The organism is Muricoccus harenae, from assembly GCF_009848505.1.
Classification (GTDB): Bacteria; Pseudomonadota; Alphaproteobacteria; order Acetobacterales; family Acetobacteraceae; genus Roseomonas; species Roseomonas harenae.
On record NZ_WWDL01000028.1, the window covers coordinates 23,914 to 42,621 of the forward strand.

At 68.1% G+C, this 18,708-nt stretch carries 16 protein-coding genes; 13 read left to right on the plus strand and 3 right to left on the minus strand.

What is annotated here, in order from left to right; genetic code table 11:
• Positions 1-2,004, plus strand: a complete 2,004-nt coding sequence (locus GSE44_RS18645; protein WP_159350342.1) for an acetyl-CoA carboxylase biotin carboxylase subunit — start codon at positions 1-3, stop codon at positions 2,002-2,004.
• Between the two features lie 8 nt (positions 2,005-2,012).
• Here GSE44_RS18645 and GSE44_RS18650 read toward each other — a convergent pair whose 3' ends face one another.
• The gene (locus GSE44_RS18650) at positions 2,013-3,350 is read right to left on the minus strand and encodes an AsmA family protein (protein ID WP_408015122.1); all 1,338 of its coding nucleotides are present in this window, start codon (positions 3,348-3,350) and stop codon (positions 2,013-2,015) included.
• Between the two features lie 972 nt (positions 3,351-4,322).
• Between GSE44_RS18650 and GSE44_RS18655 the strand changes: the two genes are divergently transcribed.
• From GSE44_RS18655 to GSE44_RS18705, 11 genes are all read left to right on the plus strand, one after another.
• Positions 4,323-4,529: a cold-shock protein gene (locus tag GSE44_RS18655; RefSeq protein ID WP_159350344.1), complete on the plus strand. Its 207-nt coding sequence runs from the start codon at positions 4,323-4,325 to the stop codon at positions 4,527-4,529.
• Between the two features lie 361 nt (positions 4,530-4,890).
• Positions 4,891-5,124 (plus strand): hypothetical protein, encoded by a 234-nt coding sequence (locus GSE44_RS18660; RefSeq protein WP_159350345.1) that lies wholly within the window; start codon positions 4,891-4,893, stop codon positions 5,122-5,124.
• A 75-nt stretch (positions 5,125-5,199) separates the two neighbouring features.
• The gene (locus tag GSE44_RS18665; RefSeq protein ID WP_159350346.1) at positions 5,200-5,391 is read left to right on the plus strand and encodes a hypothetical protein; all 192 of its coding nucleotides are present in this window, start codon (positions 5,200-5,202) and stop codon (positions 5,389-5,391) included.
• The gene (gene trhA, locus GSE44_RS18670) at positions 5,372-6,091 is read left to right on the plus strand and encodes a PAQR family membrane homeostasis protein TrhA (RefSeq protein WP_235924939.1); all 720 of its coding nucleotides are present in this window, start codon (positions 5,372-5,374) and stop codon (positions 6,089-6,091) included. Before GSE44_RS18665 ends, trhA begins: the two co-directional genes overlap by 20 nt.
• A gap of 169 nt (positions 6,092-6,260) precedes the next feature.
• Positions 6,261-8,273 (plus strand): hydantoinase/oxoprolinase family protein, encoded by a 2,013-nt coding sequence (locus tag GSE44_RS18675; protein ID WP_159350347.1) that lies wholly within the window; start codon positions 6,261-6,263, stop codon positions 8,271-8,273.
• Complete coding sequence (locus GSE44_RS18680) at positions 8,270-9,871, plus strand: hydantoinase B/oxoprolinase family protein (RefSeq protein ID WP_159350348.1); 1,602 nt, start codon at positions 8,270-8,272, stop codon at positions 9,869-9,871. The genes GSE44_RS18675 and GSE44_RS18680 overlap by 4 nt, the downstream gene beginning before the upstream one ends.
• Positions 9,868-10,845: a Bug family tripartite tricarboxylate transporter substrate binding protein gene (locus tag GSE44_RS18685; protein ID WP_159350349.1), complete on the plus strand. Its 978-nt coding sequence runs from the start codon at positions 9,868-9,870 to the stop codon at positions 10,843-10,845. The genes GSE44_RS18680 and GSE44_RS18685 overlap by 4 nt, the downstream gene beginning before the upstream one ends.
• Before the next feature lie 122 nt (positions 10,846-10,967).
• Positions 10,968-11,543: an alpha-ketoglutarate-dependent dioxygenase AlkB gene (locus GSE44_RS18690; RefSeq protein ID WP_159350350.1), complete on the plus strand. Its 576-nt coding sequence runs from the start codon at positions 10,968-10,970 to the stop codon at positions 11,541-11,543.
• A gap of 378 nt (positions 11,544-11,921) precedes the next feature.
• Positions 11,922-12,662 carry a RadC family protein gene (gene radC / locus GSE44_RS18695; RefSeq protein ID WP_235924944.1) on the plus strand — a complete coding sequence of 247 codons (741 nt, stop codon included), beginning with the start codon at positions 11,922-11,924 and terminating at the stop codon, positions 12,660-12,662.
• Between the two features lie 336 nt (positions 12,663-12,998).
• Complete coding sequence (locus GSE44_RS18700) at positions 12,999-13,340, plus strand: hypothetical protein (protein ID WP_159350352.1); 342 nt, start codon at positions 12,999-13,001, stop codon at positions 13,338-13,340.
• 105 nt (positions 13,341-13,445) lie between these two features.
• The gene (locus tag GSE44_RS18705; protein ID WP_159350353.1) at positions 13,446-13,829 is read left to right on the plus strand and encodes a response regulator; all 384 of its coding nucleotides are present in this window, start codon (positions 13,446-13,448) and stop codon (positions 13,827-13,829) included.
• A gap of 420 nt (positions 13,830-14,249) precedes the next feature.
• On the opposite strand, the gene GSE44_RS18710 is transcribed toward GSE44_RS18705, so the two are convergent.
• Positions 14,250-15,206 carry an MYG1 family protein gene (locus tag GSE44_RS18710; protein WP_159350354.1) on the minus strand — a complete coding sequence of 319 codons (957 nt, stop codon included), beginning with the start codon at positions 15,204-15,206 and terminating at the stop codon, positions 14,250-14,252.
• A 32-nt stretch (positions 15,207-15,238) separates the two neighbouring features.
• Positions 15,239-17,266 carry a M3 family metallopeptidase gene (locus GSE44_RS18715; RefSeq protein ID WP_159350355.1) on the minus strand — a complete coding sequence of 676 codons (2,028 nt, stop codon included), beginning with the start codon at positions 17,264-17,266 and terminating at the stop codon, positions 15,239-15,241.
• Between the two features lie 307 nt (positions 17,267-17,573).
• Here GSE44_RS18715 and GSE44_RS18720 point away from each other — a divergent pair, with 307 nt between their 5' ends.
• Positions 17,574-18,686: a sulfite oxidase gene (locus GSE44_RS18720; RefSeq protein ID WP_159350356.1), complete on the plus strand. Its 1,113-nt coding sequence runs from the start codon at positions 17,574-17,576 to the stop codon at positions 18,684-18,686.
• Positions 18,687-18,708 lie beyond the last annotated feature (22 nt).

An 18,708-nucleotide genomic window follows, 5' to 3' on the forward strand; every position in this document is an offset into this window, starting at 1 on the left:
ATGTTCGGCTCCATCCTGATCGCCAATCGCGGCGAGATCGCCTGCCGCATCATCCGCACGGCCCAGCGCCTCGGCATCCGCACGGTCGCCGTGCATTCGGACGCCGATGCTGAGGCGATGCATGTCGCCATGGCCGATGAATCCCGCCGCATCGGCCCCGCCCCCGCCCGCGAGAGCTACCTGCGGATCGAGGCCATCATCGCCGCCGCCCTCGCCTCGGGCGCCGAGGCGATCCATCCCGGCTATGGCTTCCTCTCCGAGAATGCCGACTTCGCCGAGGCCTGCGCCGCCGCCGGCCTCACCTTCATCGGCCCGCCGCCGGCCGCCATCCGCGCCATGGGCTCGAAATCCGCCGCCAAGGCGCTGATGGAGCGGGCGGGCGTGCCGCTGGTGCCCGGCTATCACGGCCAGGACCAGTCGCCCGCGGTGCTGCGGGCGGCCGCCGAGCGCATCGGCTACCCGCTGCTGATCAAGGCGAGCGCCGGCGGCGGCGGCAAGGGCATGCGCATCGTCGAGGGGCCCGCCGGCCTCGAGGAGGGGCTGGCGCTGGCCAAGGGCGAGGCACGCTCGGCCTTCGGCGACGACCATGTGCTGCTCGAGCGCTACCTCACCCGGCCGCGCCACATCGAGATCCAGGTCTTTGCCGATGCGCAGGGCAACACCGTCCATCTCTTCGAGCGGGACTGCTCCATTCAGCGCCGCCACCAGAAGGTGGTGGAGGAGGCCCCCGCCCCGGGCATGTACCCGGCCCGGCGCGAGGCCATGGGCCGCGCCGCCTGCGATGCCGCCCGCGCCATCGGCTATGTCGGCGCCGGCACGGTCGAGTTCATCGTCGCCGGCAGCGCCGCGGTCCAGGCCGAGGGCGATGCCTTCCACTTCATGGAGATGAACACCCGTCTGCAGGTCGAGCACCCGGTGACAGAAGCCATCACCGGCCAGGACCTGGTCGAGTGGCAACTCCGCGTCGCCGCCGGCGAGCCCCTGCCGCTCTCCCAGGACCAGCTTCGCATCCAGGGCCATGCGGTCGAGCTCCGCCTCTATGCCGAGGACCCGACGCGCGACTTCGCACCCTCCACCGGGCGCGTGCACCACCTGCGCCTGCCCGCAGGCGAGGGCATCCGCCTCGATGCCGGCATCCGCCAGGGCGATGCCGTCTCCATCCACTACGACCCTATGCTGGCCAAGCTCATCGCCTGGGGACCGGATCGCGGCGCGGCCCTGGCGCGCCTCGCGCGGGCGCTGGCGGGGACGGAACTCCTCGGCCCGGCCACCAACCTGCCCCTGCTGCGCGGCATCATCGCCCATCCGGCCTTTCGCGCGGGCGAGCTGGATACAGGCTTCATCAGCCGCCACGCCGACAGCCTCCTCGCCCCGCCCGGCCCCGCCCCGCGCGAAGCCCTGGTCGCCGCCGCCGCATGCCTGCTGCTCGACCAGGCCGCCCGCCCCCCCGCCGATCCGGCCGACCCCCACTCGCCCTGGGATGCCGCCTCCGCCTGGCGCCTCAACGGCGAGGGCTACCAGGACATCCAGCTGGCCGAGGGCGAGACCCTCCACCGCCTCCGCGCCCATCCCCAGCCGGGCGGCTTCCGGCTCGACCTGCCGGACGGGGCCACCCTCGCCGTCACCGCGCGGGAGGCACCGGACGGGGCCCTCGCGCTGGGCGTGGATGGCGATGCCTTCCACGCCCGGGCCCTGCAGCAGGGAGAGGCGCTCACGGTGCTGCTGCGCGGCAGAGCCTATCCGCTGCGGCGGGTGGACCCCCGCGCGCCCGCCGAAGCCCAGACCACGGCCGCCGGGCGCATCCTCGCCCCCATGCCCGGCAAAATCCTCGACATCCTCGTCGCACCCGGACAAGACGTCACACGCGGCACCGTCCTGCTCGTCATGGAAGCCATGAAGGTCCAGATGCGCATCACCGCACCCATAGACGCCACCATCGCCCGCATCCTCTGCAACAAAGGCGAACTCGTCCAAGACAATACCGAACTCATCACACTGGAATAAAAGAGGCTCTACCGCGCAGCCCGCCCGCCGCGGCGCACCAACGCCTCGCATCGGTTATCTTCGCCGGTGCCGAACTGGATGGTGGGCAGCAGTCCGGCCACCGGCGCAACCAGGGCTGCAAGGCCGCCGATGAGCCCGCCCCGCGTCGCGAGTTCGCCCATCTCCGGCCCGACATCCGGATTGCGGAAGCTACCGTCGATGAGAATCGAGGTGGGCAGCGCGCCGATGGTGAAGCTCTTGGAGTCGCTGCGGAGGCGAACCTCCATCCGCTCGCGCGCCAGGTTCACGTTGCCGGTACCGCTGATGATCACATCCTCCGTGTCGAGCAGAATCGTCCGCAGGTTTACGACACCGCGCTGCAGAGCGAGATTGCCGACGAAGCACTGCACGGTGGTCCGCCCCGGCACGCCGAGCGCAGAGAGGATGGCGTTGCCGAGGCGAAGCCCGGAGAGGTCGACCAGCAGTGCGGACAGGTTGCCGCCCGACATGCCAAGGGTGAGCTCGCCGTTTCCGCGGCCCAGGATATCCGCGAAGGACTTGCCGGTCCCCTCGATCCTGCCGCGCCCGTTTATGCGGCCGGCACCCTCGAAGGTCTGGGTCGCCTGCATGAGGCGGGACACGTCCAGCCGCTGGAAACGCACATCGGCCTGGGCCCGGAGCTGCCCACCCTCCTGCGGGGTGAGCGCGATGGTACCTTCGATCTGCCCGTTTCCGACGCCCAGGGCCAACGGACGCAGCGTCACCGCGGCGTCCTTCACCTCCATCGCGACCCGCATATTGTCGAAGGGGACGTTCCGGCCGACGATGCTCTCGGCATGGTAGTTCAGCCGGACATTGGCGGCGTCGAGCTTCGGGAAGTTGATGGGGTCGTCCGGAAGCAGGCGGCCGCGTGACTGGTTGCGCGCCTGTTCGCGCCGCTGCTGCAGGCTTTGGCCCGGAGTGTCGACGCGGCCCGGCTCCTCACCGATGAAGCCGCCCAGATCGGCGAGATCCACCCGGCGGGAGCGGAGATCAGCCTCCACATCGGGCTTCGCATTCCTGGTCGTGACGGTGATGGTGCCGGCCAAGTCGCTGCGCCCCATCCGGCCCTGAAAGTCGCGGAAGCGCACGCGGTTCTCAACATAGTCGAGCTGGCCGGCAATCTCGTAATTCGGCGTCTTCGGAATGGGCACGCCGGTCAGGGGCTGGAGCAGCCCCATATTCGGGCCGCGCATCTCCAGACGCACATCAGCGCCCTGCAACTCCAGCGGGTTCTGCAGCGTGCCGCGCAGGCTGACCTGGGTAGGGCCATTGGCAATCTGCATCTCGATCGGCCAGGGGCTGCTTCCCTCCTGAAGGGCCAGCACAGCGCCGCCGAGGGCAGTGCCGGTGATGGGCTGGCCGGCATAGGTCCCCCGTGCTTCCACCGCGATCCGGGGCTCGGCACTCTCCTCTTCCCGCGTGGCCACGGCCAGGTTGAAGTCGGCCTTTAATTTAGGCTGCACCACATGGGCGCGGCCCTCCACGATGCGGAGCAGGCCGATCCTCGGTGCGGGGCTGGCGGGCTCGGCCGGCGCGCCCTCCCCGGCTGGCTTGCCGAGGTTGAAGTCATAATTCGCGGAACCGTCCTCGCGCGCCACCGCCTCGATCACGGGACGGGTCACCTCGATGGAGGGCAGAACCACGGCGCGCTCATGCCAATAGGCCATCACATCCAACCGGGCCGTGAGCCGCTCGACCCGCGCGAAGGGCGGATCCTCGGAAAAGCCCTCCGGGTTTGCAATCCGCACCCCATCGACCGAAAGCTCGGTGACGCGGCCAAGCCGGACATGGAGGTGCTCGATCGTCACCTTGCGGCCAAGGGCGGCCGAGGCGCGGCTCTCGGCCAGCGGGATGAACCAGTCCCAGGACCAAAGGGCGAGGAGCAGGACGATCAGGACCGCCGGAACCCCGGTCCAGACCAGCCAGCGCGGAATCTTGCGTTGCGCCATTCCTGCTCTCCGCACTGTTTTGAGGCCACGAAAACGGCCCCATTATCTTGCGATATAATGCGCGAGAACCGTTCCGGTTCCCGGCATCCGCACGGCATCCGGGAGGGGTCGGCGCCAGCGCCGGAGGCGACGCGCGGGCGAAGGAAATCGGTAAGTTGTTCGAATTCGGGCCATTCGGGCTTGTGGCTTTGGGCACATAGGCCCATGTGTAAGGGGTCAATCTCGTTAGGTTCGGCCTGTCCTCCTCTGCTCTTCACCGAGCGCCGAGCCTGGTGTCCGTGTCTTGTCGGAGCTTGATCCGTTCCTCGGCGTCTTGGATCGGCACATCAGCACATCGGAACACCCATCATGGCCATTGGTATCGTCAAGTGGTTCAACGCGTCCAAGGGCTTCGGATTCCTTCAGCCGGAAGACGGCTCCAAGGATGTTTTTCTGCACATTTCCGACGTACAGCGCGCCGGCATGCAGGAGCCCCGCGAGGGCGACAGAATCGAGTATGAGTTGCAGCGCGGCCAGCAGGGGCGCGTTTCCGCCTCCGACCTGAAGGCGGCCTGACTCGGCGGCCCCTTTGGGGCCAATGCAGCGTAACTGCGGGCGGCGCGTCATGCGCCATCCGTCATTTTATCCGGCCTCTTCTTCGGCCGGACATCGCCGTGTGGTGCCAAGGCGCCGCCGGCACTCTCTGATGATGCGGATGCCGCCCCATGATGGCAGGCACCGTGCAAGGAAACGTCCAGTTGTCATCTTTTCAGGCCGCGAGCGGCCGACCCGTGCTTTTTTCCCCGTCATCGCCTCCGCCCGCTATTGTAGCGCCGCGTGAGTCGATGCCTGCGGGTCTCGCGCCCGACGAGATCCGCCGGATCATCCTCGAACTGATCGGGTGAGAACGGGGCCCCGCCCCAGCGAAGGAACGACCATGCAGCCCCATCGCTTCGAAGTCGGTCAGAATGTCGAACTCCTGGCGGGTTTCCTGACGCCGCGCGACGCGCTCGGCCACTACACCGTGGTCCGGCTGCTGCCGAACGACGCCGCGGACCGCGAATACCGAATTAAGAATGACCGGGATGGTCATGAGCGCGTGGTGCGCGAGAGCCAGATGCGCCTCGGCTCCCTGGCTGTCCTGGGCAAGAACCTGCCGCTCCCCGGCTGAGCGGCACCCTGCCGCGCAGTGCGGTGCGGAATACTACCGGTGAAGATCACTACCAGCAAAGATCGAGGACATCCCGTGTCGCATAGCAGGACCAAACCCGAGACGGTCGGGACGCCGAATTCCGAAGCGCTCGAGGAGACGATCGCGTATCTCGCGAAGCGGCATCGCGTTTCCGTGGCCATTGTACGGGAGATCGCGCGCAAGCTCGGCTCCGCCGAGCGCGGCGCCATCGAGCGCGAGATCGAGCGTGGCAAGTCCCGGCGCTGACGCGCCGCTGATTCCGGCCCACCCGGTCTCCGCCAACGGGACCGGGCGCGGGACCGCACTTGCCGCGGAGCCCCGCTACACGCGGCCAGAACGCATTGCCGACGGTGCGGTGCATGTGCTGGGGCTTGCCTCGGTGTTCACCGGCTGCCTCCTTCTGCTTGCGCTGGTCCCGCGCCCGGTGCCCCCGGGCGCCCTGGCGGCGCTCAGCCTCTATGCGATGGGCATGGTTGCCAGCTTCGGCTGCTCGGCCGCCTACAACCTGGCCACGGAAGGGCCGCGCAAGACGCTGCTCCGCCGCTTCGACCATGCAGCCATCTTCCTCATGATCGCCGGCACCTACACACCTGTCGCGGGACTCGCGATTGGCGGGGCCTGGGGCTGGGCGATGCTTGCCGTCGTCTGGACGGGCGCAATCCTGGGCGTCGCGATCAAGCTCCTTGCGCCGGGACGATTCGAACGGACCAGCCTTGTTGCCTATCTGCTGCTCGGCTGGGTGGCGCTGGCGGCCCTGCCGCGCCTGATCGAGGCGATGTCGCCTGTGCAACTCGGCCTGCTCGCACTTGGCGGGGTGCTCTACAGCCTTGGGGTAATCCTGCACCTGGCGACCCGCCTGCCCTATCACAACGCCCTGTGGCACCTGGTCGTGCTGATGGCGGCGGCGTCCCACTACGCCCTTGTCCTGAGCATCGTCACCGCCTGAGGCGCTGGCGAGGCGTCTTGCCGGTCATGCCGCCGCGCCCGTAACCTCTGGACCCATCGGCCGGCACCAGCCGCCCGTCCCACAGCGCGGCAGACATCCGCCGGGGCCGATCCTCCCGGGCGATCCGGTTCTGGCACGGCGGCGCGCCAGCACCGGAGTTCCTGACAGGGTGGAAATCGGCATCGATATCGGCGGCACCTTCACGGATGCGGTGCTGCGGCGTGACGGCGGGGCGCTCCGCTCGCTGAAGGTACCCAGCACGCCCGATGATCCGGCCCGCGCCGTCGGCCACGCGCTCTCCCGCCTGCTGGGCCAAGGCGACGCCGAAGCGGTGCGGCGCTTCCTGCTCGGCACGACGGTTGCCACGAATGCCATCCTCGAGAACACGGCCGCCCCGGTCGGCTTGATCGCCACACGCGGATTCGCGGATGTCATCGAGCTGGGGCGCATGACCCGCGCCTCGAACTATGATCTCCTCTTCGGCCCGCAGACCCCGGTGGACTTCGTGCCGCCATCGCGGCGCAGGGAGGTGACGGAACGTATCGGCGCCGATGGCGCGGTGGTGGAACCCCTGGACGAGGCGGGCGTCGCCGAGGCAGCGCGATCCCTGAAGGCGGCCGGCGCACGCAGCATTGCCATTTGCTTCCTCTTCGCCTTCCTCGATCCATCGCATGAGCGCCGGGCACGGGAGATCGTGCTCGCCGCCTGCCCGGATCTCGCCGTCTCCCTTTCCTCCGAGGTCGATCCGGCGCCGCGCGAATATGAGCGCACCTGCGCCACCGTCTTCGACGCCGCGCTGAAGCCGGTGATGGGCGACTATCTCGGCCGCGTAGAGGCCATCCTGCGCGAAGCGGAGATCCGCGTGCCGCTGCAGGTGATGCATTCGCGCGGGGGCCTGCTCGGCGCCGGTGCCGCGCGTGGACGGCCGATCCGGCTCACCCTCTCTGGGCCCTCCGCCGCCGCGATCGGCGCAGCCTCCGTGCTGCGTGATGCGGGGCTGGCGGATGGCGTCTCCATCGATGTCGGCGGCACCAGCGCCGATGTCGCAGTGATCCGGGGCGGCGCGCCGGCGTTGCGCATGGATGGGATGATCGGCACCTTCCCCGTGCGCGTGCCCACTGCCGATGTGCTGGCGGTGGCAGCGGGCGGCGGCTCAATCGCCTGGGTGGATGGTGCCGGCGGCCTCCGCGTCGGACCACGCTCGGCGGGTGCGGTGCCGGGACCGGCCTGCTATGGGCGCGGCGGCATGCGGCCTACCGTGCTGGATGCATCGGTCGTGCTGGGTCTGGTGGACCCGGCGGCCTTCGCGGCCGGGGAGCTGGCCCTGGATGCCGCCGCGGCAGCGGCCGCTATTGAGCGTGACATCGCCGGCCCCCTCGGCCTTGGGCTGCGTGAGGCGGCCGTCGCGATCCACCGCATCATCAACGCCACCATGGCCGAGGCCGTGCGAAGCGTGACCGTTGCGCGCGGAACCGACCCGCGCGAGCTGCCCCTGGTGCCGGCGGGCGGCGGCGGCGGCCTTCATGCGGCGGCCATCGCGGAGGAGCTGGGGCAGACCCGGATCGTGGTTCCCGCGGCGCCCGGCGTGCTGGCAGCGACTGGCCTGCTGGACGCCCCGCTGGAACATGATGCCGCCCGCGGCCTCGGCCAGGTGCTGGACACCCTGCCGGAGGTGGAACTGCGGGCCATCATCGCCGAGCTGGTGGCGGAATGCCAGGCGGCCATGGCGGCGGAGGGCGTGGAGGCGGCGCCGGAGACGCTGGTGACGGCCAGCGCCAGCTTCGTTGGCCAGGGACACAGCCTGGAGGTGGCGATCCCGCCCGATGCCTCGGAGCCGGGCCGCGCGATCCGCGACGGATTCATCGCCGCCCATCGGGCTGCCTATGGCCATGCGCGCGCGGCGCCGGTGCGCCTGGTGTTGCTGCGTGCCTTGCAGCGGCTGGCTGCGCCGGTGGTGGCACTCATCCCCGCAGACTCGGCATTTGCCGCGCGGCGGACGCGCGTGGCGGTGCTCGGGGGGCTGCCGCAGGATGTGGCGGTGGTGCCGCGCGCGGCGCTCGCGCCCGGCGAGGTACTGCACGGCCCCGCCATCCTTGAGCAGGACGACACCACCCTCGTCGTGCCAGCGGGCTGGCGCGTGGCGGCGCATCCAGCGCATCTGATGATGGAGCGCGTCGCATGAACGCCACGACCTTCCACACGGGCCGCCTCGACCCCGCCACGATCGAGATCGTCCGCCGCCGCCTGGAAGCGATTGCGGAGGAGATGCAGGCGGTGATGCTGCGCTCCGCCGTCTCGCCCATCGTGCGCGAGGCAAATGACGCATCCGCCAGCATTTTCCTGCCGGACGGCACGGTCATGGCGCAGTCCACCTCCTTGCCCCTGCTGCTCGGTTGCCTGATGCCGGCCATCGCAACCATGCTGCGGGACTTCCCGCTTGCGCAGATGCGGTCCGGCGACGTGTATCTGATGAACGACCCCTATGATGGCGGGACGCATATCCCGGACGTGTCGCTGATGCTGCCGGTCTTCGCGGAGGGACAGGTCATCGCCCTCGCCGGCACCATCCTGCACCACCAGGACCTCGGCGGGCTGACGCCGGGATCGCTACCCACCACCGCGACCGAAATCTTCCAGGAAGGGCTGCGCCTGCCGCCGCTCCGCCTCGTGCGCGACGGCGTGACGGATGCGCAGATCATGCGGATCATTTCTCTCAACACCCGCACGCCCGAGGCCTTTGGCTGGGACCTCGAGGCGCAGATCGCCGCCTGCCGCACAGCCGCCGCGCGGATGGAGGAGCTGGCCGCGCGCCATGGCGCCGAGGCACTGACCGCGATGATGCAGGAGCTGGTGCGCCGGGCCGAGGCCGCCACCCGCACCGCCATCCGTGCCATTCCCGACGGCAGCTGGACCTATGAGGACGCGCTGGACAATGATGGCGTCGATCTCGATCGCCCGGTGCCGATCCGGCTCTGCGTGACGGTCAAGGACGATACGATAACCCTCGACTTCACCGGGACCTCGCCGCAGGTGCGCGGGCCCGTGAACGCCGCCCCGGCGGGGGTGATGGCGGGAGCCTTCTTCGCCCTGCGCGCGGTCACGGGGCCCGACATCCCGAACAACGGTGGCTGCGCGCGTCCGCTGCGCGTGGTGCTGCCGGAGGGATCGCTGCTGAACCCACGCATGCCCGCGGCGGTCAATGCCCGGACAGGCACGGTGAAGCTGCTGACCAACGCGATTCTCGGCGCGCTGGCCCAGGCGCTTCCGGAACGCATCCCCGCCGCCAACTCCGGCTGCGCCACCGTGATGGCCCTCTCCGGACGCCATGCGGATGGATCTGCCTGGGTGGTGACGGAGGTCATGGCGGGTGGCAGCGGCGGGTCTTCGCAGGGGCCCGGGGTGCATGGCGTGTCCACCGATGTCGGTAACACGATGAACCTGCCAGTGGAGGCGATGGAGACGGATGCGCCGGTGCGCGTGCACCGGCTGTCGGTCCGGCGCGGCTCGGGCGGCGCGGGGCTCCATGCCGGCGGCTGTGGCATCGAGCGCGAATACGAAGTTCTGCGTGGCCCACTCACCCTCACCTTCCGGGGAGAGCGGCACTACCACGCGGCAAGGGGCAGCGCCGGCGGCCAGGATGGCCTGATGGCGGAAGCCTGGGTGATCCGCCGGGACGGACGGCGGGAGGAAGTGCGCTCTAAGCTCACCACGGTATTGAGCACAGGCGACCGGCTGCTGATGGGCACTGCCGGCGCCGGAGGCTGGGGGCCATCCGCATGAAACGCACTTTCGTGACGCTGCTTCTGTCCACGCTGGCACTCGGGGTATTGCCGCGCCCCGCCGCCGCCCAGGTCGAAGCTGGCCGCACCATTCGGCTGGTGGTGGGCTACGCCCCCGGCGGCTCCTTCGACGTGATCGGGCGGCTTGTGGCGGACGGGCTTCGGGAGCGCCTTGGGGTGACTGCGGTTGTGGAGAACCGCACAGGCGCGGGCGGCACCATCGGCTCCGACCACGTGGCCAAGGCGACGGCGGATGGCACGGTTCTGCTGATTGGTGGCGCGGGCACTCATGGGGTAACGCCGGCGGTGCGGCGCAACCTGCCCTTCGACACGGCGCGTGACTTCACCGCAATCGCCCGTGTCGCGGAATTCGCCGATGTCATGGTGGTTGGTGGCGACTCGCCGGCGCGCGACGTGCAGGGCTTCATCGCGATGGGTAGGGCACAGGCGGCCGGGTTGAACTTCGGTTCGCAGGGCGCCGGCACCTCGATCCATCTGACGGGCGAAATGTTCCGGCTGCGCTCGGGGATTGCCATGACCCATGTGCCCTATCGCGGCAGCGCACCGGCGGTTCTGGATCTCCAGGCTGGCCGGATCCAAGTGATGTTCGACAATCTGCCCAATGTCTTCGGGCAGATACAGGCGGGAACGCTGCGCGCCCTGGCCGTGACCTCGGCCAAACGCCTTGCGGCGCTGCCCGATGTGCCGACCATGGCGGAAGCCGGCGTGCCGGACTTCGTGGTGACGAGTTGGGTGGGCGTCTTCGCTCCCGCCAACCTGCCGCCGCGAACAGTTGAGCAACTTTCGGGCGCGATCGTGGAGACAGTGCGATCGCCAGCCGGCCTGGCACGTCTTCGCACCATCAGTGCGGAGCCCGCCCCTGCCCCGGCATCCGCGTTCGACGCGGTGTGGCGTGCGGATATGCGGCGTTGGGCGGAGGTCGTAACGGCAGCAAAGATCGAGGTCGAGGACTGAGAAGGTACGATCCGTGGTCACGGCCACCGTTCGCTGACGTTGAACGGCGCATGTGGCCTCCGGCGCCACCTCTGCACTGTTGCGACGCAACCTGAGGAGCCCGCTGCCGCTTGGATCTCCCCATGAAGGCGACGCAAACCGATCTCTTCGAGCCGGCGCCCGACTTGCCGGAGGGCTTCCGTTACCGGGACGACCTGATCTCGGCCGAGGAGGAGCGCGGCCTCGTGGAGCGGCTCACCGGGCTTCCCTTCGCGCCCTTCGAGTTCCACGGTTACCTCGGCAAGCGCCGCGTGGTCTCTTTCGGCTGGCACTATGATTTCAGCAAGGAGGCAATCCGTAGGGCGGAGAGCATTCCGACGTTTCTGCTTCCCCTCCGCAATCGTGCCGCAGCCTTCGCCGGCGTTGATCCGGCCGGGCTGCAGCACATCCTCGTTACTGAATACGCAGCGGGTGCGGGGATCGGCTGGCACCGGGACAAGGCCGTGTTTGAGGAGGTGGTCGGGGTCTCGCTTCTCTCCCCCTGCGTGCTTCGACTGAGGCGGCAGGCGGGCACCGGATTGAAGCGCGCGTCGCTGACCCTGGAGCCACGCTCGGCCTACCTGCTGGCGGGACCGGCGCGGACCGAATGGGAACACAGTGTCCCGGCGGTCGACAGCCTTCGCTACTCGGTGACTTTCCGGAACCTGCGAGCGCGTTGAAGAACGGGCTTCGCGCTGCTGCGGTGCGAGTTACCGCGGTGGCCTCCGTATAGGTGAGCCTTGCCCACGGCGGCCGCTCCCGACGCTTGCGGGCAAAAAGGCCACCAGAACCTCACAAAGTCGTGAATTCTGCCTTGAGATTGGCCAGTAGCGGGGGAATGATCTCCTGCGCGTCGCCAGGAAGGCGACATGAACTGCCAGGATGGGGCGAGGGCGATGTGGCTGGACAAAGTCTTTCGCCTGGCGATATTCAGGCGGCGGGAGCAGGCCGGGTGCGCTCCTTCTTATCGCTCCGCTCCCGCGACGCGGTCCGGCTTTGCCGAGGACATGGGGGCCCATGAATTCGGCCGCGCCCCGCGCTTCCTCCGGTCCGGCGAGATGACCACAAGCGAGGCGGAATGGCCCACCCGCCGTGGCGGCAGCGGGATCGGTAGCACGCCCTTTCCCGGAACCGGCCCAGTGGGCCATCGCGCGCGTATGCGGCAAAAGCTGCTTGAACGCAAGCCGGACGCGTTGGCGGATTACGAGCTGCTGGAGATGCTGCTCTTCTTCGCCTTCAAAACCGGGGACACCAAGCCGCTCGCGAAGTCATTGATCAACCGCTTCGGCAGTTTCGCGGCCGTGTTGGCGGCCCCACAGGGCGAACTGATGGCGACGCGCGGGCTCGGCGAGCACAGCGTCGCCGCATTGAAGCTCGTGCAGGCATCGGCGCTGCGTCTTGCGCGCGCGGAAGCGATGGAGCAGCCGGTGCTGAACAACTGGGACCGGCTGCTCGCCTATCTGAACGCCGCGATCTCCCGCGAGAAGGTTGAGCAGTTCCGAATCCTGTTCCTGGACAGCAAGAACCGCCTGATCGCGGACGAGGCGCAGGAAAAGGGCACGGTAAATCACACGCCTGTCTATCCGCGAGAGGTCATCAAGCGGGCGCTGGACCTGCACGCGACCGCGCTGATCCTCGTACACAACCATCCCAGCGGCGATCCGACACCGAGCCGCGCCGATATCGAGATGACGCGGGAAATCAGGCAGGCCGGCGAGATCTTCGCCGTCGTCGTGCATGACCATCTCATCATCGGCAATGGGCGCCATCTCTCGTTCAGGCGCGAAGGACTTCTCTGAGACGCTGCATGGCGCTTGGCGCTGCGAGCGGCTGTGCAGATGAGGCGTGGGGCTCCGCCCGATGGACGCGCGCCGCACCGGTGGTTCGCCCCTCAGCCAGGATCCCAGCCGCATCCGATGACCTGGATTGTTCGAAGCGGGCGCGGGCCAGCACCGGGCACCCGGCCGCCGGATCAGTTAGCGCGGCGAGTTAGGCGGCGCGGATGAGAATTCGCAAGATCGCCACCGGGGGATCGGGACCGCCTTTGCATGCTGTATGTCGAGCATTGCCAGCCGCCCCCGGCTGTGGCGCTGTAGTTCGACAAGGGTTCCCGTATCCCGCCCGCGGTCACTGCCATGGGGCGGGCCTATTACGCCATCGCCTCGGCGGAAGAACGCGCCGCCATCGACCACCAGATCGCCGAGCGCTTCCCCCAGCGCTGGGCGGTGGTTCGCGATGCGCTGCGTGAGGCCGTGGACATGCATGCCGCCCTCGGCTTCACGGTTTCCATCGGCGACTGGAACCGCGAGGTCCATTCCGCCGGCGCCGCCGTCGCGCTTCCGAAAGGGGGAATCGCCGCCTTCAACTGCGGTGCCCCTGCCTTCATGCTCGATCGCGATCGGGTGCTGCGGGATGCTGGGCCGGGCGTCACGGAGATGGCGCGGCGCGTGCAGGCTCTCGCCTCCGGACAGGATTGAAGCCGGAGTCTGACTACACCAGCGGCCACCCCGCCGGCTCGGGGAAAACCTTTGGTCCCAACCGTAGTTTAGAACTCCTATCAGACTTGGTATCGGGGCTGTCCTATGTGTGATCTGCTGGTGGTTGAGGACAATCCGGATGTCCTCGAAATCGTTCATCTCGCCCTGGAGGATCGTGGGTATACGATCAGGCAGGCGAGTGCGCCCGAAGCAGCGTTGAACGTCCTGCGTTCAACCCCGGCCTGCCAGATCATCCTCACGGACATCGATCTCGGTGCTGAGATGAACGGTTTTGCGGTGGTCGAGGAGGCGCGCCGCTCAAGGCCGGACCTTCTCGCGGTCTACTACAGCGGCCACGAACGGGCGCCCGCCGACCGTCCGCTGGGCCAGAACGAGCGCTATCTGGAGAAGCCCTTCAGCCGCTTGGAACTCTTCTCGACGTTGCAGGAACTAGGCGTGCAGCCGAGCGGATCACCGCTCCCGCGATGAGGAGTGGAGAAGCCCGGAAGCCTGCCGACCTCTGACGATCTTGGATGTTCTTGGTAGATCAGCCAAAGTAGATGCCGCCTTGAATCCGTGCGGTTACCTCCTTCGCTTCTCGGGCGAGTTCGGGTCCGAAAGACGTAGGTATGGCGGGTATGGCGCCGGCGAGGTTCGTGATCGCCCTCAGGTCGCGCGAAACGGCATCGGTGAGGAAGCGAGCGAGAACGGCGAGTATGAGGATTTGATCAGCACCGACCACATCCTTTGACAACGTGAACTCTGATCCGCCGCCCCGATCATCCTTTCATACGCGGCACGCCGTCGTAGTAACGGCATCTTATCCCGATATGGAGCGATGCCGCTCCATATCGGGATGCCGCCTAGCACCACTCGTGACTGAAACAGGTCCGGTGAGGCCCTGGATCCTCAGCCAACCTCTCCCAGGGCCTTCCGCGCCATGTCGACCGCCCCAGCCCTCGATCTGGCCGCGCCGACGAAGCGCCGCAAATGCACGAAAACCGCGTCTTCCACCCCGGATTGCTGGGCAAGCTCACGCTCCTGCAGGCCCGCCCAGGCCTCCGGAAGGGGCTGGCGCTGCGCGAAGGAGCCCGGTTCCGGCGGCATGGTGTCCAGCATCCAGTTCCCGTTCGAGGCTGGGCTTACGGCGAAAAGGACCGGCAGATCATGGCTGAAGACTGCGCCCTTCCAGGGCATGCCGCGATCCAGCACCAGGATGCGGGGGTCCTCCCCGGACCGATGGGCCGCCAGCACCGACGCCTCCGCGGCGTGTCGCGCGCGCAGGCTGCCGACCTTGCGGCGCAGGACCCCATCGGCAAATGCCGCGGCTTCCAGGAAGGCCGCGTCCCCAGCAGTCGCGCCCGATCCGGCGGGATCGTCCCAGGTCGGGTTGAACTGGCCGATTAATGCCGCGAGCCCGAGACTATCATCCAAGACAGGGCCATTGGCCGAGACGCCGGTGTCCACCTCGTCGATGCGCCGGATCAGGCCCGCGTCGAGCTCGGCCGCGATAGCCGCGGCAAAAGCCTCAGCCCCCTTTGCCTGCAGCAGCCGGGCGACCGCACCTTCGCCGAATACCTGCCAGACGAGGCCGGCGGAGGAGAAGGGCGTGCCATCGGGACGCAGGGGCGCGCCGCGCTGGTGATGATCGAAGCGGTTCTTCGCCGGATCATGGAGGCTTCCCACGTCCCAGACGATGTCGGCGCTTTCGAGCAGCTCCGGCTTGCGCGTCCGCAACAGGAGATGGTCCCCGCCCGGCTCGTTCAGGCCGAGCGCCAAGCGTAGGACGGCATAGGCGAATACTTCGTCACAGTGGAACTTGCCGCTATGGGTGGCGAGCACGGGACGTGCGTTGTCGATGGGCATCAAGACGGTCCAATTGCAATCGTTCGGAAGGTTCAGTTGGTCACCAGCTCGCGGCTACGGAGCAGCGCCGCAGTGCTGGGAGGGCGGCCGCGGAAGGCGACGTACAGATCCATGGGATCCCGTGTGTCTCCAGCTCCCAGCAGGGCTCGCAGGCGGGCGGCTGTGGCGGCATCGAAGGGATTCTGCGCCTCGCTGAAGGCTTCGAAGCCATCGGCATCCAGCACCTCGGCCCACAGGTATGAGTAATAGCCCGCCGCATAACCGCTCCCCGCGAAGAGGTGCTGGAAATGCGCCGGGCGATGGCGGATGCCGATCTCGGCCGGCATGCCGATGGACTTCAGATAATCGGCCTCGAAGCACTCGATGTCGAGCGCAGCCGGCGCAGGGTGGCTATGCAGCGCCATGTCCAGCAGGGCGGCAGCGGTGTACTCGACCGTGGCGAAGCCTTGGTTGAATTCCCGCGCGGAAAGCAGCCGCGCGATCAGGTCATCGGGTACGGGCGCGCCGGTCCCGTGGTGCAGGGCGTAGCGGCGCAGGGTTTCGGGCAGGGCAATCCAGTGCTCGTAGATCTGCGAAGGCAGCTCCACGAAGTCCTGGCGGACGGAGGTGCCGGATTGGCTGGGATAGCGCACCTGGCTGAGCAAGCCATGCAGGGCGTGGCCGAACTCGTGGAACAGTGTCTCCGCATCGTCAAAGCTGAGCAGCGTCGGCTCGGACTTGGCAAAGTTGTTGTTGTTGACGACGATCGGCGAAACCAGGCCGTCGAGCGTTTCCTGGTCGCGGTAGCTGCTCATCCATGCGCCGGAGCGCTTGTCGGCCCGGGCATAGGGATCTGCCAGAAAGACGCCGACATGCCCCGACGCGTCCCGCACCTCATAGGCCTGCACATCCGGGTGGTAGGTCGCCAGGTCTGGGCGCGGTGCGAAGGAGACGCCGAAGAGTCTGGTGGCAGTGTCGAAGGCGGCCTGCTGGATGTTGGCGAATACGAAGTAGGACTTCAGCTCGGCCTCATCCAGCGCGTAGTCGGCGCGCCGGACCTTCTCGGCATAGTAGTGCCAGTCCCAGGGCTCGATTGGTCCGACGAATCCCTCGGCCCCGGCCACGGCGAGGAGCCGGTCCCGCTCGGCCGCGGCCTTGCGCTTGGCCGGCTCCCAAACTTCCGCCAGCAGGCCTTGGACCGCCTGCGGGGTGCCCGCCATGGTGTCGACCAGGCGGAACTCAGCGAAGCTCGGATAGCCGAGCAGCCTCGCCCGATCCGCGCGCAGGTCCAGAATTTCGGGGATCAACACCCGGTTGTCGCGGTCGCCGGGATGGGCGCCGCGGGCGATCCAGGCCTTGTAGGCGACCTGGCGCAGGTCCCGCCGAGCGGAGAAGGTCAGGAAGGGCTCGATCAGCGAGCGGGACAGGGTGACGGCGAAGCCCTCGATCCCCCGCTCAGCGGCCGCCTGGGACGCGCCGGCACGCACGAAGTCGGGAAGCCCATCGAGATCGGCTTCGGCCAGCGTCAGGTGCCAAGCCTTCTCGTCATGCAGCACGTTCTGGCCGAACCGGGTGTGCAGCACCGCGAGCCGTTCGGAGATCGCGGCCATGCGCTCCTTCGCCGCCTCGTCCAGGGCCGCGCCGCTGCGAATGAAGCCGAGATGGATACGCTCCAGCAGGCGCAGCTGATCTTCCTCCAGCCCCAGCGCGTGCCGCTGCTGGTGGAGGGCATCGACCCGGGCGAAGACCGCAGGATCGAGTGAAACCCGCATGCCGTGCTGGGCGAGCCGCGGCGACAACTCCCGGTCCAGGGCCTCGAGCGCCTCGCCCCCAAGGCTGACCACCAGGTTGGAAAAAAGGGTGCCGACCCGCGTCAGGGCACGGCCGCTGCGCTCCAGGGCTTCAATGGTATTGGTGAAGTCCGGCGGCGCCGGATTGGCCCCGATGACCTCTATCTCAGCCAAATGCGACGCCATGGCTTCCTCAAAGGCGGGGGCGAAATGCGCGGGCTGGATCCGGTCGAAAGGCGGCATGCCGAACGAGGTCGTCCAGGGTGCCAGGAGAGGGTTCGTCTCGCTCATGGCGGCATACGGTGCAGAAGTGACATCCGGGTCAAGGGACACTTGTGTAGGCGGCGGGTTAGCTGTGCTCGCCGCTTCATGGCTCCGGCGGCAGGTTTCCCGGGGGCTCACGGGGCGAAAGCACCGGATGAGCGGCCGCCGCACGGCCAGCGGCGCGGGCCTTGTGGCGGCAGGCTGGGCTTGTTGCGGCCGCGGGATTGGAACGATCCGAGCAGGGCTAGGAACGTCGCTACCGTGGAAACCCGGGGTTCGGGGATCCAGATCCGGGCAAGGCTTTCCAACCGCGGGCGAAAAATTAGGATAGAAGATGAAAGCGGCGGCATTCGAGGACTTGCTGCGTCGGTCCGGTAAGGGCGACCTTGTGGTGCTAGAGGACGTGACCCTCAACGCGGAAGCGCCGGTGCATCTGCTGCGCGACGCTGTGACCCCGATCGACCGCTTCTTCGTGCGCAACAACGGTGTTCTTCCTTCCTTCACCGCGCAGCAGTTGAACGATTGGAGGCTCGTGATCGACGGAGAGGTCGATCGGCCAATGAGCCTCGGCCTGGATGATATCCGGTCTCGCTTCGAGACGGTGACGGAGGAGGCCGTGCTGGAATGCGCGGGGAATGGCCGCCGTAACTTCACGCCTCCGACGGAGGGGCTTCAATGGGGCGACGGCGCGATCGGCTGCGCGCGGTGGACTGGCGTGCGCCTCGCCGATCTGCTGAGGGCTGCCGGGCCGAGACCCTCGGCGTGCTACACGGCACATTTCAGCTGTGATCGGGACCCGAAGAGCGATGGGCCCGCGCTGTCGCGTGGTCTTCCTCTGTGGAAGGCTCTTTCGGCGGAGACCCTCGTTGCCTTCGCCATGAACGGCAATCCGCTGACGCCGCTTCACGGTGCGCCGATGCGGATCGTGGCGCCGGGCTTTCCGGGCTCGGCCTGGCAGAAGTGGCTGGAGCGGATCACGCTACGCGACCGGGAACACGATGGCGCCAAGATGACCGGCTACGATTACCGCCTGCCGGTACGCAGCCTGCAGCCCGGCGAGAAGCCGGCCCCTTCCGAGATGAAGGTGATCGAGGACATGCCGGTGAAGTCGCTCATCGTGTCGCCCCTTGCCACGGAGAAGCTTGAAGTGGGCCAGGCGGTGCAAATTCACGGTTTCGCCTGGTCCGGCCATACACCCTTGGCCGGTGTCGATGTCTCGACGAATGGTGGACGGGACTGGAAGGCTGCCGAGATGTCGCCGGCGGGGGGCGCCTTTGCCTGGGTTCCGTTCCGGTTGAGCTGGACACCTCCCTCGGCCGGCCATTTCATTTTGATGCCGCGTGCGAGGAATGCGCGGGGCGCTGCCCAGCCGATCGAAGAGGCGCCGTGGAACCCGAAGGGCTACGCCAACAACCAGTGCCAGAAGGTCGAGGTGCTCGTCGCATAGCGCCACGTCCTGGACGACGATC

Coding starts and splice junctions, on each gene's coding strand:
- GSE44_RS18645 (WP_159350342.1), top strand. CDS start 1: ATGTTCGGCTCCATCCTGATCGCCAATCGCGGCGAGATCGCCTGCCGC.
- GSE44_RS18655 (WP_159350344.1), top strand. CDS start 4,323: ATGGCCATTGGTATCGTCAAGTGGTTCAACGCGTCCAAGGGCTTCGGA.
- GSE44_RS18660 (WP_159350345.1), top strand. CDS start 4,891: ATGCAGCCCCATCGCTTCGAAGTCGGTCAGAATGTCGAACTCCTGGCG.
- GSE44_RS18680 (WP_159350348.1), top strand. CDS start 8,270: ATGAACGCCACGACCTTCCACACGGGCCGCCTCGACCCCGCCACGATC.
- GSE44_RS18685 (WP_159350349.1), top strand. CDS start 9,868: ATGAAACGCACTTTCGTGACGCTGCTTCTGTCCACGCTGGCACTCGGG.
- GSE44_RS18690 (WP_159350350.1), top strand. CDS start 10,968: ATGAAGGCGACGCAAACCGATCTCTTCGAGCCGGCGCCCGACTTGCCG.
- radC (WP_235924944.1), top strand. CDS start 11,922: ATGACCACAAGCGAGGCGGAATGGCCCACCCGCCGTGGCGGCAGCGGG.
- GSE44_RS18700 (WP_159350352.1), top strand. CDS start 12,999: ATGGGGCGGGCCTATTACGCCATCGCCTCGGCGGAAGAACGCGCCGCC.
- GSE44_RS18705 (WP_159350353.1), top strand. CDS start 13,446: ATGTGTGATCTGCTGGTGGTTGAGGACAATCCGGATGTCCTCGAAATC.
- GSE44_RS18710 (WP_159350354.1), bottom strand. CDS start 15,206: ATGCCCATCGACAACGCACGTCCCGTGCTCGCCACCCATAGCGGCAAG.
- GSE44_RS18715 (WP_159350355.1), bottom strand. CDS start 17,266: ATGAGCGAGACGAACCCTCTCCTGGCACCCTGGACGACCTCGTTCGGC.
- GSE44_RS18720 (WP_159350356.1), top strand. CDS start 17,574: ATGAAAGCGGCGGCATTCGAGGACTTGCTGCGTCGGTCCGGTAAGGGC.